Raw genomic sequence first — 17,347 nt, forward strand, 5'->3', positions numbered from 1 at the left:
CCCCCCCCCCTATTTCAACATTCAGCCTGATGCGGCCCTTGCCGAGTTGGGGGATGCCACCGACACCGCCAGCTTTGCCCGCATCGCCGAGGCTTGCGGCCGGGGGCGCGATGACCTGATCGGACGTGGCCTGAACGACGAAGGCCGCAAGACCCTGCGCCTGTTTTCGACCTGGGAGATCACCCGCTATCTGATTCCCGTCGCACAGGCTCATTTTCGCCGCGTGCTGAAACAGAACCCTGATCTGCCGCAGGGCGCATCCGAAACCGAGGGCGGGGCCAAATGGTTCACGCTGGACGAGGTGCTGCGCCTGCGCGCCCATTTCGCCGCTGAAGGGTCCAAGGCCAAGGAATACCTGCCTTGGCGGCCAAAGGGCCTGCCCGCGAAGATCGTGGCGGTGGCGAACTTCAAGGGTGGCGTGGGCAAGACCAGCACCTGCGCCCATCTTGCCATGTCGGCAGCACTGGATGGCTACCGCGTGCTGGTGGTGGATCTGGACAGCCAGGGTTCGATGACCTCGATCTTTGGTGGCAAGGTGGCGGATGAATGGGGCACGGTCTTTCCACTGGTTGCCCGCCATTACGCCCGCCACCTGCGCGCCAGCAATCAGGGCCGGATTGACCGGGGAGAGCCGCCGATTCCGATCGACGACACCCTGGCCGAGGCGCTGAAGGTCACCGCGCCCGATCTGGTGCAAAAAACCCATTGGCCCAACATCGACCTGATCGGCGCGCAGCTGAACCTTTACTGGGCCGAGTTCCAGATTCCGGTCTGGCGGATGCAGGGACGCGGCTGGAAGCTGTGGGATGCGCTGACCGAAAGTCTGGAGCAGGACGGTCTGCTGGACCAATACGACATCATCTTTGTCGATACCCCCCCTGCCCTTGGCTATCTGACGATCAACGGCCTTGCCGCCGCCGATATCCTGCTGGTGCCGCTGGGGGCCTCGTTTCTGGAGTTCGATTCCACAGGTCGCTTCTTCGATATGCTGCATTCCACCTTCTCCAGCATCGAAGAGGGCGAGAATATCGCTGCCCGCGCCCTGGGGCGGCCAGAACTGTCGTTCGAATGGGATGCAGTGCGGGTTCTGGTCACAAGGTTTGATGGCAACCAGCAGGCCGAACTTGCGGGGCTGATGCAGGCCTATCTGGGCCGCACCCTGTCCCCCGCGCGTCAAGGCTTTACCGCGCTGATCGGGCAGGCGGGCGAACAGGTGAACGGAATCTACGAGGCCGATTACCGCGACTTCAACCGCGACACCTATATTCGTGGCCGCGAGACCTTTGACGCCACCTATGCCGCCTTCAAAAAGCTGCTGATCGGCACCTGGCGGCGCGATGAACTGGCCGAACAACAGGCGGCGGAGTGATGGGAATGTTTCGCGCGCGAAACATTTGCCTCAAGACCATGGGCGAGGAGAGCTGAAATGGCGAAACGCAAACGTCTGAGCCTGCCGGGGGATCTGGACGAAGGCACCCTGCCCGCCTTGCATGCCGAACCCTATGCCGCCGGTCCCCTGACCCGCGCGCTGGAAACCAAGGCGATGCACCCTTTCGGCGTCGCCCCTGCCCCGATTTCGCGAGAGGCCGCCGATGCCGCCGCCATGGCCGCGTTGCGCGAACTGGCCGAAGAGGTGTCGAATGCCCGCGCCGAGGGGCGCTTTGTGCAGGCCCTGCCGCTGGATCAGGTGGACGAAGGCTGGCTGGTGCGTGACCGGGTGACTGTGGATGCCGAGGCGCTGTCCAGCCTGACCGAGAGCTTGCGCGCCCATGGCCAGCGCATGGCAATCGAGGTGGTCGATCATGGGGCAGGAACCGCGCCGCGCTATGGCCTGATCTCGGGCTGGCGGCGGCTGTCGGCCCTGCGCGCCCTGCACACTGAGACCGGCGAGGCGCGGTTTGCCACCGTTCTGGCGGTGCTGCGACGACCGGAAACCGCAGGCGATGCCTATGTCGCCATGGTCGAAGAGAACGAGATCCGCACTGGCCTGTCCTATTACGAACGCGCCCGCATTGCCGCCAAGGCGGTCGAGGCGGGAGTTTTCGCGTCATCCAAGCTGGCCTTGCAGCGGCTTTATGCCAATGCGAGCCGCGCCCGCAGGTCCAAGATCGGGTCGTTTCTAAGTCTCTATTCGGCGCTTGGTGACACTTTACGCTTTCCCGAGGCAATCCCGGAGCGGCTGGGCCTTGCCCTTGCGATGCGGCTGGAGGCGGAGCCGGATTTCGCTGCCAACCTGGCGCAGGGTCTTGTCAAGGCTGACCCCGCCGATGCGGCGGCGGAAATGATGGCGTTGAATCAGGTGTTGAAGCCGGTGCCAAAAGGGCAGGTGGCCAGCCCTGCTATTACCCAGGAAAACAGTCACAAACCGGGCGATAGTGTCACATTCAGCTTTCGCAAGGGCGAGATAAGGCTGACCGGCCCCGGCGTGGATGCGGGGTTGCGGGACAGGCTGGAAATCTGGCTGAAAGGGCAGGGGTTTTAGTTGCCCGGTGGTGTGGCCGGGGCAGGGGCTTCGCCCGCCGCACTGCCCGACCCCAGCCGCACGTTCAGCGCGATGAAATCCAGCGCCTGCTGCCGTTGTGTCTGGGCAAGGGTGTTCGAGGCATTGGTCACCGACTGGTCGGCATCGATCAGGTCGCCCACCGTCGCTCCGCCAGATTGCACCAGATCGCGCGTCATGGTCTGCGCCTGACGATAAAGGGTCAGGCTGCGCTCGGTCGCGGCGCGGGCGCGGCGGCTGCCGTCATATTCGACAAGGGCATTCTCGACCTCCATCACCGCATTCAACACCGTGGCCTTCCAGTCAATATGCGCCTGACGTGCCGCCGAATAGGTGGCTTCGACCCCTGCCTTGGTGCTGCTGTTCGGAAACTCTGGCAGCGAAACCGAGGGGCCAAAGTAATAATCGCGGCTGGAGCCACCCTTGCGCACTGAAGTCAGGTTGATCGCCCCGGACAAGGACAGGCGGGGGTAAAGAGCGGCGCGCGCCACATCCACCTGATTGACAGCGGCGTAATACAGACGCTCGGCAATACGGATGTCGGGGCGGTTGCGCAGAAGGTCGGCGGGAATGCCGATGTCGGCGCTCATCCGCGCCTGAGGCATCCCCTTGCCAGGCTCACGCTCGGGGCCGGAGGTGCCGGGCTGGCGTCCGGTCAGCACCGCGATCTGGTTTTGCTGCACGCGGATTGCCGCCTCGATCAGCGGCAGATCGGCTTGGGCCTGGGCCAGTTCGGCTTGGGTGCGCGTCACATCCAGTTTCGTGCCCGAGTTCGTATCAAACAGGCTCTGTGCAAGGGAAAGCGTGCTGCGGCGGCTGGCGATTTCCTGCTGGCGCAGGGCCAGAAGGCGCTGCTGATAGCGCAATTCCACATAGGCGTTGCACAGGTTGTAAAGCACCAGCAGGCGCGCGGCATCCGTCTCGGCATCCGCGGCCTCTACTCGCGCCCCGGCGGCGGCCTTGCGCGCGCGCCGCTCGCCATAAGGGTCCAGCATCCAGGAAAGCCCCAGATCTCCCTCGGCAGAGGAGGTCACATCGCCGCCCTTTTCCCCTTGCTGACGGCCCGCGGCGGAAGCGGACAGACCGGCCCTGTCGGGCACCCCCCGCGCCTCGGCACGCGCTTGGACCACCCGCTCTCTCGCCGCCGCGATCGAGAGGTTTCCGGCCAGCGCCTGCGCCACAAGCTGGTTCAGAACCGGATCCTGAAACCCGTGCCACCATTCGGCATTCGAAAGCAGAACCGGGGCCGCCTGTTTTTGGGAATAAGAGCCAAAAAAGGGAAAATGCGGGGTTTTGTAGTCTTCCTTTTGCGCGCAAGCCGCCAGTGCCGTGGCCAGCGCCAGGGCAGAGATTGCAAAAGGTCGCCCCCAAGGGTGACGGGCTTGGCGCTGCGGCGCCATGCGATGTAGGTCCATGTGCCTGCTGCCGGTTTCCGGCTGTTGTTCCGGCGGTGGCCCGCCTTCTGCTCGGGCGAAAGGATGCCGCAGGGGAGGGTAGGCGGCAAGCCGGGTGTCGCAGGTTGGGGGGCGGGTGAGGCATCCTTGCCGCAAATTATGCAGCCGCAACCTATCTTGTACGCCAGTCACCACAGGATTTTGTGGCGGCCTGCCCGATATAGGCAACCAGAACAGGCACGATGACCTCTGTTGCAATAAGGGGGTCGGGGTGCTGCCCGTCACTCTGAAGACCCCTTTCTTGCCAAGGCAGGGCAAGCCATCGGGGGTAGAAGTCAAGAAGCCCGGTATCGAGTTGCCCGGCAAGAGCAGGGTAGATTGCCGTATAGCGCGGCAAGAGGGGGCGCATCAGGCTGGGCAAGCCGTATTTGGGGCTCATGACCATCAGGATGACCGGCAGATCGGGTCGGGCAAATCGCAATCCTGCGATCAGGTTGCGATGGTTTTCTTCGCTTTTGGCAAGGGAAACGCCGTCATGAAGGTCGGCATCATTTCCCGAGAATTCGATGGTAACGAGATCGGGCTTCGTTTGTTTGATCGCCTCAAGTTGCGCCACCCCCCAGTTCGAGTTCATGCCCGCGCGGGCGATGCGGGTGATGACCACATCCCTGCCGAGGCATTGTGCCAGCCTGTGTTCAAGGCTCTCGGGCCAGCCTGGGCGCGAAGTCAGGCTGGTGCCGATCAGCGTGACGCGAAAGGGCTTGGCCTCAAGGGTAACCGGGGCAGATAAGGCTCTGTCAGCGGGGGGAAGTAGCCGATGTTGCCACAGTTGCAGGCCCCAGAGAACCATCCCGACGAGGACGATCAGAACACTTGCCCCTATCTGCCAGCGGCTTGTCACCGTCTTGCTTCCGGTCAGGTCAGGCCGGCCTCGACCAAGGCACTTTCATTCGCATCCGCCTCCAGAAAGCGCCCCCCTACGATCGTGATGCCCTCACGCAGAATCTTGGCGGGATTGCCACCTACCAAAGTACGCGGAGGCACGGATTTTGTAACAACCGATCCAACGGCGACCATGCTGCCTGCCCCTATCTCGACCCCCGGCAAGATGATGCTGCGCCCGCCGATGAAGGCATCTTCCCCGATGCGGGTATGCAGGTAAAGACCGCGGGTCCGGTCATGTGTCATGATCCGCACCTCAAAGGCCAATCGGGCGCCTCGCGCGACATGCACACCCTTTGGGAAGGTCTTGTCCAGCTTGGCCGAGAGCGAGATCATGGTGTCAGGATGAATGTCCATGCCCCAGACCTTCACCAGCCAGAACCGCCGAATCCATATGACTGCGTTCCGCAATTCCTTGAAGTAGTTCAGGCCCTGTCGAGAAATCTTGCGGTGCTTTTGCGGGGTTGGCTGCGTCATGGAGGGTGCCTGGTCTGTTGCTCGGTTCATTCTGCGCTCAAGGTTAGGGGCCTGCTTGCTGCCCGGCAAGCTGCACTTGGTCAACACCGTTTCCAGCCCCAGGGCCCCGGAAATCAGGCAGGTCTGCCGTGGGCCTCGCTTTGGGGGGGATCTTTGTTCGGTGGTTAATGCTCTATTAACGATTGAGTAAGGTTTCCCCGGCTAGTCCTTGGGGAGATTCTGCGGCGCGGCAGGGTCATTAACCCTGCGGGTGGTCTTATGGGCAAGATCAAGGAGTTGGACGGTCTGCGGGGCCTTTTGGCCGTCTGGGTCGTGGTCGTGCATCTGTTGCCCTCGGTCGGGATAGCCCCAGAATCATTTGGCCTTTTCGCTCCGCTGTTCGGGTCTTTGATCCGGGTGAAGATCTTCTGTATCCTCAGTGGCTTCGTGATATTCCTGATGCTTGATCGGCGTCGGCAGGGCTACGGAGAGTTCATCCGGGGCAGGTTGCTGCGGATATATCCGGCCTATCTTGTTGCTTTCTTGCTGTCCCTTATGGTCGCGCCTCTGGCTGTCGAGGCGCTGAGGCAGGCCCCGTTCGAGGGCGCGCGCCTTTCAGATCGGTTGTCAGCATTTGAGAGCGGGCTAGATCGTCTTCCTGCACATGTGGTCGCGCATCTTACCCTTTTGCATGGTTTGGTTCCGCGACAGATTCTGCCCAATGCGGCCTATACGTTCTTGGGGCAGGGGTGGAATATCTCGACCGAGTTCCAGTTCTACCTTGTGGCCCCTCCGCTGTTTTTGGGATTGGCGACCGGCGCGATCTGGCGGCGGTGGACTGTGGGGCTTGCCTGTCTGCTGGCTTGGGTCTTTTTGCGGCACTGGCCAAATCCGGCCAACCTGGTAGCCTATGCCCCCTATTTTGGCCTGGGCATCGCCAGTTTTGCCTGCTGGCGAAAAGATTGGGCGGGTCGGGGCTGGCTCACCCCGCTTTCGGTGACGGGGTCTGCCATTGTGGCTTGCCTTCTGGCGGACATGGCCATCGGGATTTGGGGCCTTGTTTTGGGCTGGCTGTTGTTGGCGCGTGATCGGGGCGTGTCGCGACGACCCATTGCGTGGCTGTCGTCGCGCCCCATGCTGTGGCTGGGGCAGTTGTCTTACTCGTTGTATCTTCTGCACATGACCCCGCTTTATCTGGGGATGTACCTGTTGAACGACCAGAATCTTGACCGCTGGAGTTATCTGGGTCTGCTGGCAGCCTTTACCTTTACTCTTTCGATCCCGATGGCCTGGATATGTACCAACTGGGTTGAGCACCCCTTTTATCGCAAGGCGCGGCGCAAGCCTGTCTATGTTGCCGGACGCTTGCAGGAGACTGCGGGTTGACGGCATGCTGCGCCGCAGTATCGACAGCCATGTGCGAGGGCTGATAGTGTCCCGGCGTGATTTGAAGGAAAGTACGCGCTGTTGGCCAGTTTTGATCCAGATGCCTGCAAGGCCGTATCGCCAGATGGGGCAGGATGCAGTTTTTCGGTTGTGATCCCGGTCTATAATCGACCCGATCATGTTCGAGCCTGCCTGGCCCCATTCCTTCTGCCGGAAGCATCTGGTCTGGATGTGGTTGTAGTGGACGATGGCTCGACCGACGAAACGCCAGAGGTTGTCAGGGCCTTGGCGACCCAAAGCCGGGGGGCAACCATCCGGCTTGTTGTGCAGTCGAACAGTGGTCCCGGCCCCGCGCGGAACCGCGGTATGGACGAAGCGCTAAACGACTGGGTTGTTTTTCACGACAGCGATGACATCTGGCTGCCTTGGGGTGTTGGTGTCATGAAAAATGCCCTGGCTTGCCCCGAAGCCGCCAAGGCAACGGTCCTTTTCATCGAAGCAGTCCGCTTCCATGAGAATGCAGAGCTTGACCGGGTGACCGAGGCACCTGTGGCCCTGCGCCTGCATGATACGCTGCTGGACATGCGCCTTGATGATCCCATCACAACGGTATCATCGTGCAATGTCGGCTTCCGGCGATCTGTGTTTCAGGCACTGGGCGGTTTCACCGGCGCAGTGCGCCACAGTGAGGACACCGATCTGTTCTATCGCGCGAACGAATGCGGGCCTGTTCTGGTCATCGGTCAGCCGGCCATCATGGGCTATCGGCAAAGCCTGCCGGGAAGCGTCACACAGACCAATTCGGGCGATGCAATCCGCTATGTGCGCACAAGGTTTCTGATCGACCGTAACAAGGCAGGTCTTTATCCGGGCCCTGCGGACAAGCGTAATTTGGCGCTTGCCCGCACAGTCGCCTTCACGGTGCGGGATTATTTTGCCGAAGGGCACCTGGGGGCGGCCTATCGGGTTTGGTGGCAGGGGGTGGGCCTGTTCCTGGCGGCGGGGCAGTGGTCGTCTGTGGTCAAGCTGCCTCTTACGCCGTTGCTGCATTATCTGCGTCCTGGGCGCTATCGTTTCCGCTGGTCGCGCAAGGGTGGCCCGGCTTGATCCGGCCCATGCCCGCTGTTGAACAGGCCGACTGGATACATTCAGAATGACGCAGCAGAACCTCAGATCCAAGGCCATGAAGGGCGCCAGCTTCACCGTTGCGGGGCGGCTTTTGCGCGCCTTTCAGGGGGTGGCGGTCCTTGGAATTCTGTCCCGCTATCTTTCGCCTGCGGAGTTCGGCCTGATCTCGATGGTCGCCTTCGTGTCAGGAATAGCCCAGATACTGACCGATTTCGGCACTCGCATTGCGCTGGTGCAGCGCGGCAATGTGACCAAGCTGGAAGAGGATTGCGTTTTCTGGTGGAACCTTGGCATCGGGGCGGTGATGACGATGGCAACCATGATGTTTTCGCCCTGGATCGCCCAGGTGATGGGGGACAGCCGGATTGTTGGCCCCTTGTTGTGGGTCGCCCCTATATTTGTTTTCGGGGCTTTGCAGGGTGTTCCACAATCCGTGCTGGAGCGGCGTCTGGCCTTTGGCCATCTTACCATTTCAGAGGTTGCCGGAGCTGTGTCCAGTTCAGCCGTCGCTGTGGCCATGGTGCTGCTTGGTTTCAAGATAGAGGCCTTGATTGCCCAGATGATGGCTGGCCCCATCGTGACCATGCTGTGCATCATGTGGTTTTCGCGTTGGCGCCCCCGCTTGCAGTTCAGTTATTCCGTCCTGCGACCACTGCTGTCCTATGGCAGCTATGTTACGGCGGCGGGCGTCGTGCAGTTCCTCAGCTCGCAAATTGACCGTCCCATCGTCGGGAACCGGCTTTCGACCACCGATCTTGGTTATTCCCGGATGGCGGACCAGATCGTTTTTACCCCCCTGCGGATCACGGTGCAGATGGTGCGCAAGGTGATGTTCCCGATCATGGCGACCATCCAGGAGGATGATGCCCGGATGCGGCGGGGCTATCTGACCATGCAGCACGGCTTGATGGTGGTCATGGCTCCGGTTGCCTTCGGCTTATGGGCGGTTGCCCATCCCGCAGTCCGGCTGCTTCTGGGGCCGGGTTGGGACATGGTGGCGGTTCTGATGGGGCTTACGACGATCAGATCCATGTTCGGCACCGTAAATGACCTGAACAGTGTGATCTTTTCTGCCAAGGGTTGGGCAAAGTTCCAGTTCAAGTGGAGCATCTTTTCCGCATCGATGACGATCTGCACGCTTTTGGTGACCGTGAATTACGGAATTGTCGCTGTCGTGGCCGGCAAGCTTGTGTTGACCATTCTGCTGACGCCGATAAATTGCTCTTTCGCGCTGCGCCTCATCGGGCAGCCCCCGATGGAGGTCGTCAAGGTTCTGGGCCGGCCGGTCTTGTCAGCGGCGGCAATGGGCCTGGCGGTGGCGGTGGTGCAGGCCCATCTGACCATTAGTCCACTGCTGCAACTTGCAGTTTGTATTCCGCTGGGGGTGGCACTTTATGTCGCCGGGCAGCTTTTGCTGGATCGGGCGCGCTTTGTCCCGCTGCTGCGGCAGATTGTGACGCGGGGCCGCCGCTGAAGTTGCTGCATGGCGGAATCTGACAGGAGAACGCATTGGGGTTGTATTTTGGCTGTCCGAATCACCCGTGATGGGGAGTCGCGGCTTTTTTGTAAGCGGAAATCTGGCAAAGCTGCGGCCTTTAAGAACAATGCCTTGGCTATTGTTTCCGTGATCTGCCCATTTTTCGCGCTGTTGCGGCATTGTTTCCATCATATGTGCGTAATCTTGCCGGACCGAAAGATATTTATCGTTTTGCCATGCTGCATGTGCTAACTGGAAAATGAAGTTTTTCGACAGGAGTCCGCTTTCATGACGTTCCTCAAATCCCTCGTCCTTGCGGCTGCTCTTTTGGCGCCTGCCGCTTCCAACGCTGCCCCGATCTATGCGGATTCGGTGGTTTCCTATAACAAGGGCCTTTTCAAGAAGACCCTCGCCGGGCGTGACTACCCGACGGCCGCCCTTGGTGCCGAAGACGGCCTGTTCGTCTCGCTGGGCATCGGTGGTTCGATCGTTCTGTCCTTTGCGCAGCCCTTCCGGGCCGTGGGCAAGATTTTCGAGGTCACCTTCAACGACCCGAAGAAACAGCCGGAATTTGCCGACGTCTATGTTGGCGATGGCACGACCTGGACGCTGATTGCGTCGCTCAAGAACTACTTGGCCACCACTTTCGCGGCCAAGGGTGTTTTCACCCAGATCAAGATCGTTGATACCACCCCAAAGAAGGGCAAGTCCTTCGATGGTTTTGATATCGATGCCGTTTCGGTCTCGCCGGTTCCGGTTCCGGCTGCGGGTCTGCTCTTGGGCGGTGCCTTGCTGGGTCTGGGCTCGCTGCGTCGTCGCGGCAAGCGCGCCTGAAACCAGCCAATTCCTGATGATACTGTCGGGCGCCTTCGGGCGCCCGATTTCATTTGCATGAAGTGCTCGGCTTCACAGGAATAATTCTAAACAATATGGCAATATTCGTCTGATTGTTTCCGCTATGGTTGCAATTTGTAGGATGCCACAACTTCCACTCGACTCGGCGGCGGATTTCCGCTCACATCGCCAAATCCCCCGGTCTTGCCGCGGCGGATCAGCTTGGGGGAGCTGCGATGAAGGGTGGGATTTGGCCTTCCTGCGGTCTGGCTATTGGCAGGTCGTTTGTGTGGTTTCACAGGTGCTTGTGCGGTGTCGTGTTCAGATGAAAGTCAGTTTCATTGAAGACAAGCGGCCCGATCTTGCGCGGGTCGGTCGGTTGCTAGAGGCGAGTGCTGCCCGCAACCACTGGGCCAATGGCGGGCCGCTGTGGCATCGCCTGAGGGATGAGATGTCGGCCCATATGGGCTTGCCGTCCGATGTTTGCCTGATCCCTTGCGCCAATGCCGGCATCGCGCTGGAGGCGATGGCGCGACTTTGGGCCATGCGGTTTGGTCGCCGCTTGCGCTGGTTGGCACCCGCCTTTGCCTTTCGCAATCTGGGGCGCGGCTATTTCGCCGATGTGACCTTTGTCGATTGCGATGGCGATGCGATGCTGGACATGGCGGCGCTGCGGGCGGTGGACCCCGGCAGCTATGATGGCATCATCGCCGTCAATCCGATGGGCCATGCCCTGGGGTTTGACGCGGTGATCGCCTTTGCCAGGGCGCGGAACCTGCCCCTGCTGTTGGACAATGCCGCCGGCATCGGCACCCGGATGCCCGATTGGGGCTGGCAGGCCTTTAGCCTGCACCATACCAAACCCTATGGCATGGGTGAGGGCGGGCTGATCCTGGTGCCTGCCGAGGCGGTGGATGCGCTGGAACCCCTGATCACCTATGGCGACCGCCCGCCAGAGCCGCCCGAGGCCTGGCTGAACAACGGCAAGATCTCTGACATCTCTTGCGCTTTCCTGCTGGACCGGTTGCAGGATGCGCCGAACTGGATCGCCGCCTCGACCGAGCAGCGCCAGCGGATTGTGGCGCTGGCGGCAGAGGTCGGTCTGGTGCCCCTGTGTGGCGGCGGCGTGCCCCATGTGGCGCTGACTAGCGTTGCGCTGTTGTCGGATGCCACGGTGCCCGAAGATTTGCCTGGCCGGTTGCAGCATTTCATGGCGGGTAAATATTACCGCCCGCTGGCCGACCTGCCGCAGGCAAGCGACATCTTCCGCCGTATCATCAGCGTGCCCACGCATGGTGGCATGGCGGTGCTGTCGGATGATCAGATTCGCACCGATCTGGCCCGCATTGCGGGCGAGGGCAGGGCGGCGCCTGCCCCTTGGATGCTTTCGGGCACGGCTGCGGCTTCCTGACCCACCGGTTGACGAAAGTTAACCCTTTCCGAAGGCCGCGCGCGGCCGGTTCGGGCCTTGTCCACATTCCTCCCCCACCTTCGCCGCGGAAATGCCCCATCCGCGCGGCAGGTTGGGGCAGGGCATGCCGTTGCTGCGGCGGCTTGCCTTGGTGATCAGTATGAGAGGACGGGGGAGTGGACGAAAAGGTGCTGCGCGCGCGCCAGCTTTATGAGGCGCTGACCAAGGGGGGCCGTCCGCCCGAAGATCGGGTTCTGGCCCGGTCGCCCGAATATCGCGAAATGCTGGCCCTTGGCATTACCCTGTGCCAGGAGTTGGGGGCAGCGGAATTCGAAGCATTGTCGGGTCAGTTGTTCGGCCCCGAAGATCCCCGGTCTGCCGTTGCCGCCGGGGTGCTGCGGCATTGGTGGGCGGGCCTGTCGCGGCTCTATGGGCAGGACGATCTGGGGCGCAGCCGCGGAGGAGAATCTTCCTCCGCTAATGAAGATTATGTCATACTCAAGCTGGCGATGCCCCGGCATGCCGGGCGTCGGTCGCCTAAATCAGGCCCGGGCCTGCCGCCGAGCCATGGCCATCCGGTCAAGCTGCATTGAGATCAGCATTGCCGCCACGGCCAAGGGCCACAGGGCGCAGATCAGGTAGGCCAGCGGGGTGAAAACCTTGCTGCGGGTGGTCGTCTGGTGTTGCTCGACATAGGTCATGGCGCCCGCGAAAATCGCCACAAGCAGGTAAAGGCCCATGAAGATCGTGAAAACATCCATCTGAGGGTTCCTTCTGGAAATCTGTTCACAATAACCAGATCAAACTCTTACCCCCAAAGGGTGACAGACTTCCCGCCAAGGTCCAGCTTTTCCTGCGCGGGGTGGGGACAACCGGCGGTTTAGGCCCACTTTTGCCGCTATCGGGGGCGGAAATTTGCCAGATGCCCGATCTGAAGCGCCGCCTCTAAACCACGTCCGGCAGATCGCGGTCTGACGAATCGTCCGGCTCCGGGTCCAACCACAGGGCCAGAAGCCAGCCTGTGACAAAGCCCCCCAGATGGGTTTCCCAGGCCAGTTGCCCGTTCATTGCCCACCACAAGACCAGATTCAGTGCCACCAGCCCCAGGATCGCCCGCAGCACCGGCAGCTGTGTGGCATGAACTGCCCGCCGCGCCCGGTAATGCAGCGCCACATGCGCCCCTGCGAGGCCAAACAGCGCGCCCGATGCGCCGACCATCGGCAGGACGGCAGAGGACAGCACCGCGAACCCCAGCGCGCCCCCCGCGATCGAACCGGCATAAAGCAGCACCAGCCGCCGCCCGCCAAAGGCATCGGCCAAGGGCGGACCCAGCGAGATCAGCGTTGTCATGTTGACGATGAAATGCACCGCCCCGGCATGCAGGAAGCCATAGGTCAGAAACATCATATAGGGCTGCAGAACATAGTTCGGCCGCCAGTTGTGCAACAGCCCGGCCCAGAACCCGGCATTCTGAAATGCCCAAAGCCGCCAGCGTGGATCGCCCCACAGCCCCCAGTCGGCCCCCGACAGGATGACTTCTGGTACAAGGCACAGGATGAAAATGGCCAGCACCACCGGATGCCGCCAATCCGCCTGCTCTTGCCCGTCGCTGTCCATGCCTGCCCCGTTTTTCCTAGCGGTGACGCGTTCCGCGGCGGGCTGCAAGCAAAACCCGAACCGGGGCGTCCTGTTCGGGTTCAGGGGGACCGTTCAAGGGGTCTCAGATTGGCACGTTCAGGCTGTTCTTGACGCGTTTGAGGGTGAAGCTGGTGTTGACCGACTGCACATTGGGCAGTTCGACAATCGCATTCTTCACCGTCGCCTCATAGTCGCGGACGCTGGTGGCGATCACTTGCAGCACATAGTCGTATTCGCCGCTGAGCGAGTAGCACTGCATGACCTCGGGCACCTTTGCCACGGCCTCCTCAAAGGCGCGAAGCCGATCGCGCTGGTGATGCGAAATCTTGACGAAGCACAGCACAAGGATGTCGAACCCGATCGCCTCGGGATCGACGACGAACCGCTTGGCCCCGATCGCCCCCTCTTGCTGAAGCCGCTGCAGCCGTCGCCAGCAGGGAGAGTGGCTAAGGCCTGTCACCTCTCCCAGCTCGCGCAGCGTCAGTTCCGGCTGCTCTTGCAGGGCGCGAAGGATGCGCCGGTCCGAATCGTCAAGCTGCATACCATCCCCTTGCGCGACAGGATCATCAAGAAGTGATGCCTTTCATAACGGGTTACCGATTTTTACCGCCTATATGGTACAATGTTTCACGAACTGCGGCAACAAGGTCAGCATTAGAGACCCTGTTTCCAAGGCCGGGCGTAAAGTGAGCGGGAGGAGAGTCAGGCGGAGGAGATTGCATGTCTGTCTCGCTGGACGACAAATATGTGGCAGAGAGCGGTTCGGTCTTTCTGACCGGCACGCAGGCCTTGGTCAGACTGCCCATGATCCAGATGCGCCGCGACCGGGCTGCCGGGCTGAACACCGCGGGCTTCATCTCTGGCTATCGCGGCTCTCCCTTGGGCGGCTATGACCAGCAACTGGTCAAGGCCCGCAGGTTTCTGGATCGGCATGATGTGGTCTTTCAACCAGGCCTGAACGAGGATCTGGCGGCCACCGCCGTCTGGGGCAGCCAGCAACTGCATCTCTCGCCCGGTGCCCGCAAAGAGGGGGTTGTCGGCATCTGGTATGGCAAGGGGCCGGGGGTGGACCGTTCGGGCGACGTGTTCAAGCACGCCAATGCGGCCGGTTCGGCCCGCCATGGCGGGGTGCTGGCGATTGCGGGCGATGACCATACCTGCAAATCCTCGTCGATCCCGCACCAGTCGGATCATGCCTTCATCTCGGCCCTGATGCCGATGCTTTACCCTTCTTCGGTGCATGAGTTTCTGGAGATGGGCCTCCTCGGCATCGCCATGTCGCGCTATTCCGGCTGCTGGGTCGGCTTCAAGGTGATCTCGGAAACGGTCGAGATTTCTTCGGTTGTCGATCTGGCGCAAGAGGCGCGGCAGTTCGCTCTGCCCGATGATTTCGACCTGCCGCCCGGCGGGTTGAACCTGCGCTGGCCCGACCCGCCACTGGTGCAGGACGAACGGCTGCAAGAGCACAAGGGCTATGCCGCCCTCGCCTTTGCCCGCGCCAACGGGGTGGACCGGCTGATCGCTGATCATGGCCGCGCCCGCTTTGGCATCGTCGCCTCGGGCAAGGCCTATGAGGATGTGCGGCAAGCGCTGGCGGAACTGGGCCTTGGACCGGCAGAGCAGGCGGTGGTCGGCCTGCGGCTTTACAAGGTCCGCATGCCCTGGCCCTTGGAACCGGAAGGCATCCGTTCTTTCTCGCGGGGTCTGGAAGAAGTGCTGATCATTGAAGAGCGCCGCGAGATCATCGAGAACCAGATCAAGCAGGAGCTGTTCAACTGGCGTGCCGATGTGCGCCCCCGCATCGTTGGCAAGTTCGACGAGGCGGGCCGGCCCTTCCTTCACCTGTCCGCCGGGCTGACCGTCGGCATGGTGGCGGGGGCGATTGCCGAGCGGCTGTTGCGGCTTGATCTGCCCCACGATCTTGCCGACCGGCTGCGCGCCCGGGTGGAGGCCCTGCACAAGACCGAGGCGCGGGCCGCAGCCCATGTGCCCCCTGTCCTGCGCCTGCCGCATTACTGCGCCGGTTGCCCGCACAACACCTCGACCCGCGTGCCCGAGGGGTCGAAGGCAATGGCCGGGATCGGCTGTCATTTCATGGCGCAGTGGATGGATCGGCGGACCGAGACCTTCACCCATATGGGGGCCGAGGGCGTTCCCTGGACGGCGATCAGCCGCTTTACCGACGAGAAGCACCGCTTCGTCAATATTGGTGACGGCACCTATTTTCACTCGGGCACCCTTGCCATCCGCCAGTCGGTCGCGGCGGGGGTGAACCTGACCTACAAGATCCTTGTCAACGATGCGGTCGCCATGACCGGCGGCCAGCCGATCGACGGCGAGCTGACGCCCGAGCAGATCACCCATCAGGTCTATCATGAGCGGGTGGCGAAGATTGTGCTGATGTCGAACCGCCCCGAGCTTTACCGCGCCGCAGACCTTGCACCCGGCACCGAAATCCGCCACCGCGACGAGATCGACGCCGTGATGCTGGAACTGCGCGAGGTGCCGGGTGTCACAATCATCGTCTACGAACAGACCTGCGCCGCCGAATTGCGCCGCCGCCGCAAGCGGGGCACGGCACCAGACCCGGACCTGCGGCTGTGGATCAATCCGGCGGTTTGCGAAGGCTGTGGCGATTGCTCGCAGACCTCGAACTGTATCGCGGTCGAGCCGCTGGAGACCGATCTGGGCCGCAAGCGGAAGATCAACCAGTCAGCCTGCAACAAGGATTATTCCTGCCTCAAGGGCTTTTGCCCTTCTTTTGTGACGGTCCGTGGCGCGGCCCTGCGCAAGACCCTAGGACAGGGCGGGGCGGATGTCTCGGCGCTGCCGGATCCCGTGCTGCCGCAGATCGAGCGCGCCTGGAACCTTGCCCTTGCCGGGGTTGGCGGCACCGGCGTTCTGACCATCAGCGCCATTCTGGGCATGGCCGCCCATGTCGAGGGCAAGATTCCGATGGTGCTGGACATGGCGGGGCTGGCGCAAAAGGGCGGCGCGGTGATGAGCCATGTCCGCATCTCGCGGCCCGACCGGCCCATCGCCGCCCCTCGCATCGCCGCCGGGTCCGCCGACCTGCTGCTGGCGGCGGATGCCGTGGTGGCGGCATCGCGGGATTGCAACCTCTTGTGCAGCCCCGACCGGACCGAGGCCGTGCTGAACACCCATGTCACCCCGGTTTCCGATTTCATTCGCCAGCGCGATTTCGACTTCAAGGAGGCCGGGTCCGAGGCTGCTGTTGCAGGCTCGGTACGCTCGTCTCGGCATTTCCTGAACTTCTCGGGCCTTGCTGCCCGGCTGACGGGAGATGAGATCGGCGCAAACCTGATGATGCTGGGTTATGCCTGGCAAGCTGGGCTGGTGCCCTTGTCCAGGGCTGCGATCCTGGAGGCCATCGGGTTGAATGGCACGGCGGTCGATGCCAACACCAAAGCCTTCAACTGGGGCAGGCTTCTGGCGCATGACCCGGCGCGGGTGGTCGCACTGGCAGGCGGGGCGGCGGATGCACCCGCCCCCTCCCTGCCTCTGGAGGAACTGGTCGCGGCCCGCGCCCGTCATCTGCAAGCCTATCAGAACGCAGGCCTTGCCACCCGCTACCGCGAAAGCCTGGCCCGGATCACCGCCGCTGCGGAAGGCATTGGCACCCATGACCTGCCCCGCGTGGTGGCCGAAACCTATGCCAGGGTTCTGGCCTACAAGGATGAATACGAGGTCGCGCGGCTTTACAGCCTGCCCGCCTTCCGCAAGGGGATTGAGGCCGAATTCTCTGGCCCCTACCGCCTGTCGTTGAACCTTGCCCCGCCGATCCTGCCCGGCAAGGCCAGCGATGGACGCCCGAAAAAGCGCGAATTCGGCCCGTGGATATTGCCCGTCCTCGGCGTTCTGGCCCGGCTCAAATTCCTGCGCGGCACCTGGGCGGACCCCTTTGGCCACAGCCATGACCGCAGGTTGGAGCGTGAGCTGATCGCGCGCTACGAAGACGATCTGACGTTGGCAGAACAGGCTGTGACGGCCGAGACGCTGCCCTTGATCGCCGAGCTTCTGGCTCTGCCGCAAGAGATCCGCGGCTATGGCCCGGTCAAGGAGGCGGCCTGGCACAAACAGATGGCGCGGCGCGACGGCCTGCGCGCGACCTTGCTGGACAACAGACCCGTGGCCATGGCTGCGGAATAAGGAGGGACGGG

General features: G+C 62.3%; 15 protein-coding genes. 9 read left to right on the forward strand and 6 right to left on the reverse strand.

Features of this window, described 5'->3' with window-relative positions; genetic code table 11:
- Both JI744_RS18350 and JI744_RS18355 read left to right on the forward strand, forming a co-directional pair.
- The coding region (locus JI744_RS18350) for an AAA family ATPase (protein WP_202662635.1) at nucleotides 1-1,369 on the forward strand (1,369 nt) is incomplete at its 5' end.
- 57 nt (nucleotides 1,370-1,426) lie between these two features.
- A complete protein-coding gene (locus JI744_RS18355; protein ID WP_236019549.1) occupies nucleotides 1,427-2,482 on the forward strand; it encodes a ParB/RepB/Spo0J family partition protein in 1,056 nt (351 codons plus the stop codon).
- Here JI744_RS18355 and JI744_RS18360 read toward each other — a convergent pair.
- From JI744_RS18360 to JI744_RS18370, 3 genes are all read right to left on the reverse strand, one after another.
- On the reverse strand, nucleotides 2,479-3,900 hold the full coding sequence (locus JI744_RS18360; protein ID WP_202662636.1) for an efflux transporter outer membrane subunit: 1,422 nt from the start codon (nucleotides 3,898-3,900) through the stop codon (nucleotides 2,479-2,481). The two genes, JI744_RS18355 and JI744_RS18360, sit on opposite strands and share 4 nt — an antisense overlap.
- A gap of 166 nt (nucleotides 3,901-4,066) precedes the next feature.
- On the reverse strand, nucleotides 4,067-4,795 hold the full coding sequence (locus JI744_RS18365) for an SGNH/GDSL hydrolase family protein (protein WP_202662637.1): 729 nt from the start codon (nucleotides 4,793-4,795) through the stop codon (nucleotides 4,067-4,069).
- Nucleotides 4,796-4,809: 14 nt separating this feature from the next.
- A complete protein-coding gene (locus JI744_RS18370; protein ID WP_236019550.1) occupies nucleotides 4,810-5,313 on the reverse strand; it encodes an acyltransferase in 504 nt (167 codons plus the stop codon).
- A gap of 258 nt (nucleotides 5,314-5,571) precedes the next feature.
- On the opposite strand from JI744_RS18370, the gene JI744_RS18375 reads away from it, so the two are divergent.
- From JI744_RS18375 to JI744_RS18400, 6 genes are all read left to right on the forward strand, one after another.
- The gene (locus JI744_RS18375; RefSeq protein WP_202662639.1) at nucleotides 5,572-6,678 is read left to right on the forward strand and encodes an acyltransferase family protein; all 1,107 of its coding nucleotides are present in this window, start codon (nucleotides 5,572-5,574) and stop codon (nucleotides 6,676-6,678) included.
- Between the two features lie 81 nt (nucleotides 6,679-6,759).
- Nucleotides 6,760-7,785, forward strand: a complete 1,026-nt coding sequence (locus JI744_RS18380; RefSeq protein ID WP_202662640.1) for a glycosyltransferase family 2 protein — start codon at nucleotides 6,760-6,762, stop codon at nucleotides 7,783-7,785.
- A 46-nt stretch (nucleotides 7,786-7,831) separates the two neighbouring features.
- Nucleotides 7,832-9,280: a lipopolysaccharide biosynthesis protein gene (locus JI744_RS18385; RefSeq protein ID WP_202662641.1), complete on the forward strand. Its 1,449-nt coding sequence runs from the start codon at nucleotides 7,832-7,834 to the stop codon at nucleotides 9,278-9,280.
- 291 nt (nucleotides 9,281-9,571) lie between these two features.
- Entirely contained in the window at nucleotides 9,572-10,117 is a 546-nt protein-coding gene (locus tag JI744_RS18390; RefSeq protein WP_202662642.1) for a hypothetical protein, read from the forward strand.
- Nucleotides 10,118-10,442: 325 nt separating this feature from the next.
- On the forward strand, nucleotides 10,443-11,528 hold the full coding sequence (locus JI744_RS18395) for a DegT/DnrJ/EryC1/StrS family aminotransferase (RefSeq protein WP_202662643.1): 1,086 nt from the start codon (nucleotides 10,443-10,445) through the stop codon (nucleotides 11,526-11,528).
- 176 nt (nucleotides 11,529-11,704) lie between these two features.
- On the forward strand, nucleotides 11,705-12,121 hold the full coding sequence (locus JI744_RS18400; RefSeq protein WP_202662644.1) for a hypothetical protein: 417 nt from the start codon (nucleotides 11,705-11,707) through the stop codon (nucleotides 12,119-12,121).
- Here JI744_RS18400 and JI744_RS18405 read toward each other — a convergent pair.
- The 3 genes from JI744_RS18405 to JI744_RS18415 form a co-directional block, all read right to left on the reverse strand.
- Complete coding sequence (locus JI744_RS18405; RefSeq protein WP_202662645.1) at nucleotides 12,071-12,289, reverse strand: hypothetical protein; 219 nt, start codon at nucleotides 12,287-12,289, stop codon at nucleotides 12,071-12,073. The genes JI744_RS18400 and JI744_RS18405 overlap by 51 nt on opposite strands.
- Before the next feature lie 184 nt (nucleotides 12,290-12,473).
- Nucleotides 12,474-13,145, reverse strand: a complete 672-nt coding sequence (locus JI744_RS18410) for a rhomboid family intramembrane serine protease (RefSeq protein ID WP_202662646.1) — start codon at nucleotides 13,143-13,145, stop codon at nucleotides 12,474-12,476.
- A 103-nt stretch (nucleotides 13,146-13,248) separates the two neighbouring features.
- The gene (locus tag JI744_RS18415) at nucleotides 13,249-13,707 is read right to left on the reverse strand and encodes an Lrp/AsnC family transcriptional regulator (RefSeq protein WP_202662647.1); all 459 of its coding nucleotides are present in this window, start codon (nucleotides 13,705-13,707) and stop codon (nucleotides 13,249-13,251) included.
- 179 nt (nucleotides 13,708-13,886) lie between these two features.
- On the opposite strand from JI744_RS18415, the gene JI744_RS18420 reads away from it, so the two are divergent.
- Nucleotides 13,887-17,336: an indolepyruvate ferredoxin oxidoreductase family protein gene (locus JI744_RS18420; protein WP_202662648.1), complete on the forward strand. Its 3,450-nt coding sequence runs from the start codon at nucleotides 13,887-13,889 to the stop codon at nucleotides 17,334-17,336.
- Nucleotides 17,337-17,347: the final 11 nt, after the last annotated feature.

The organism is Fuscibacter oryzae, from assembly GCF_016765795.1.
GTDB lineage: Bacteria > Pseudomonadota > Alphaproteobacteria > Rhodobacterales > Rhodobacteraceae > Fuscibacter > Fuscibacter oryzae.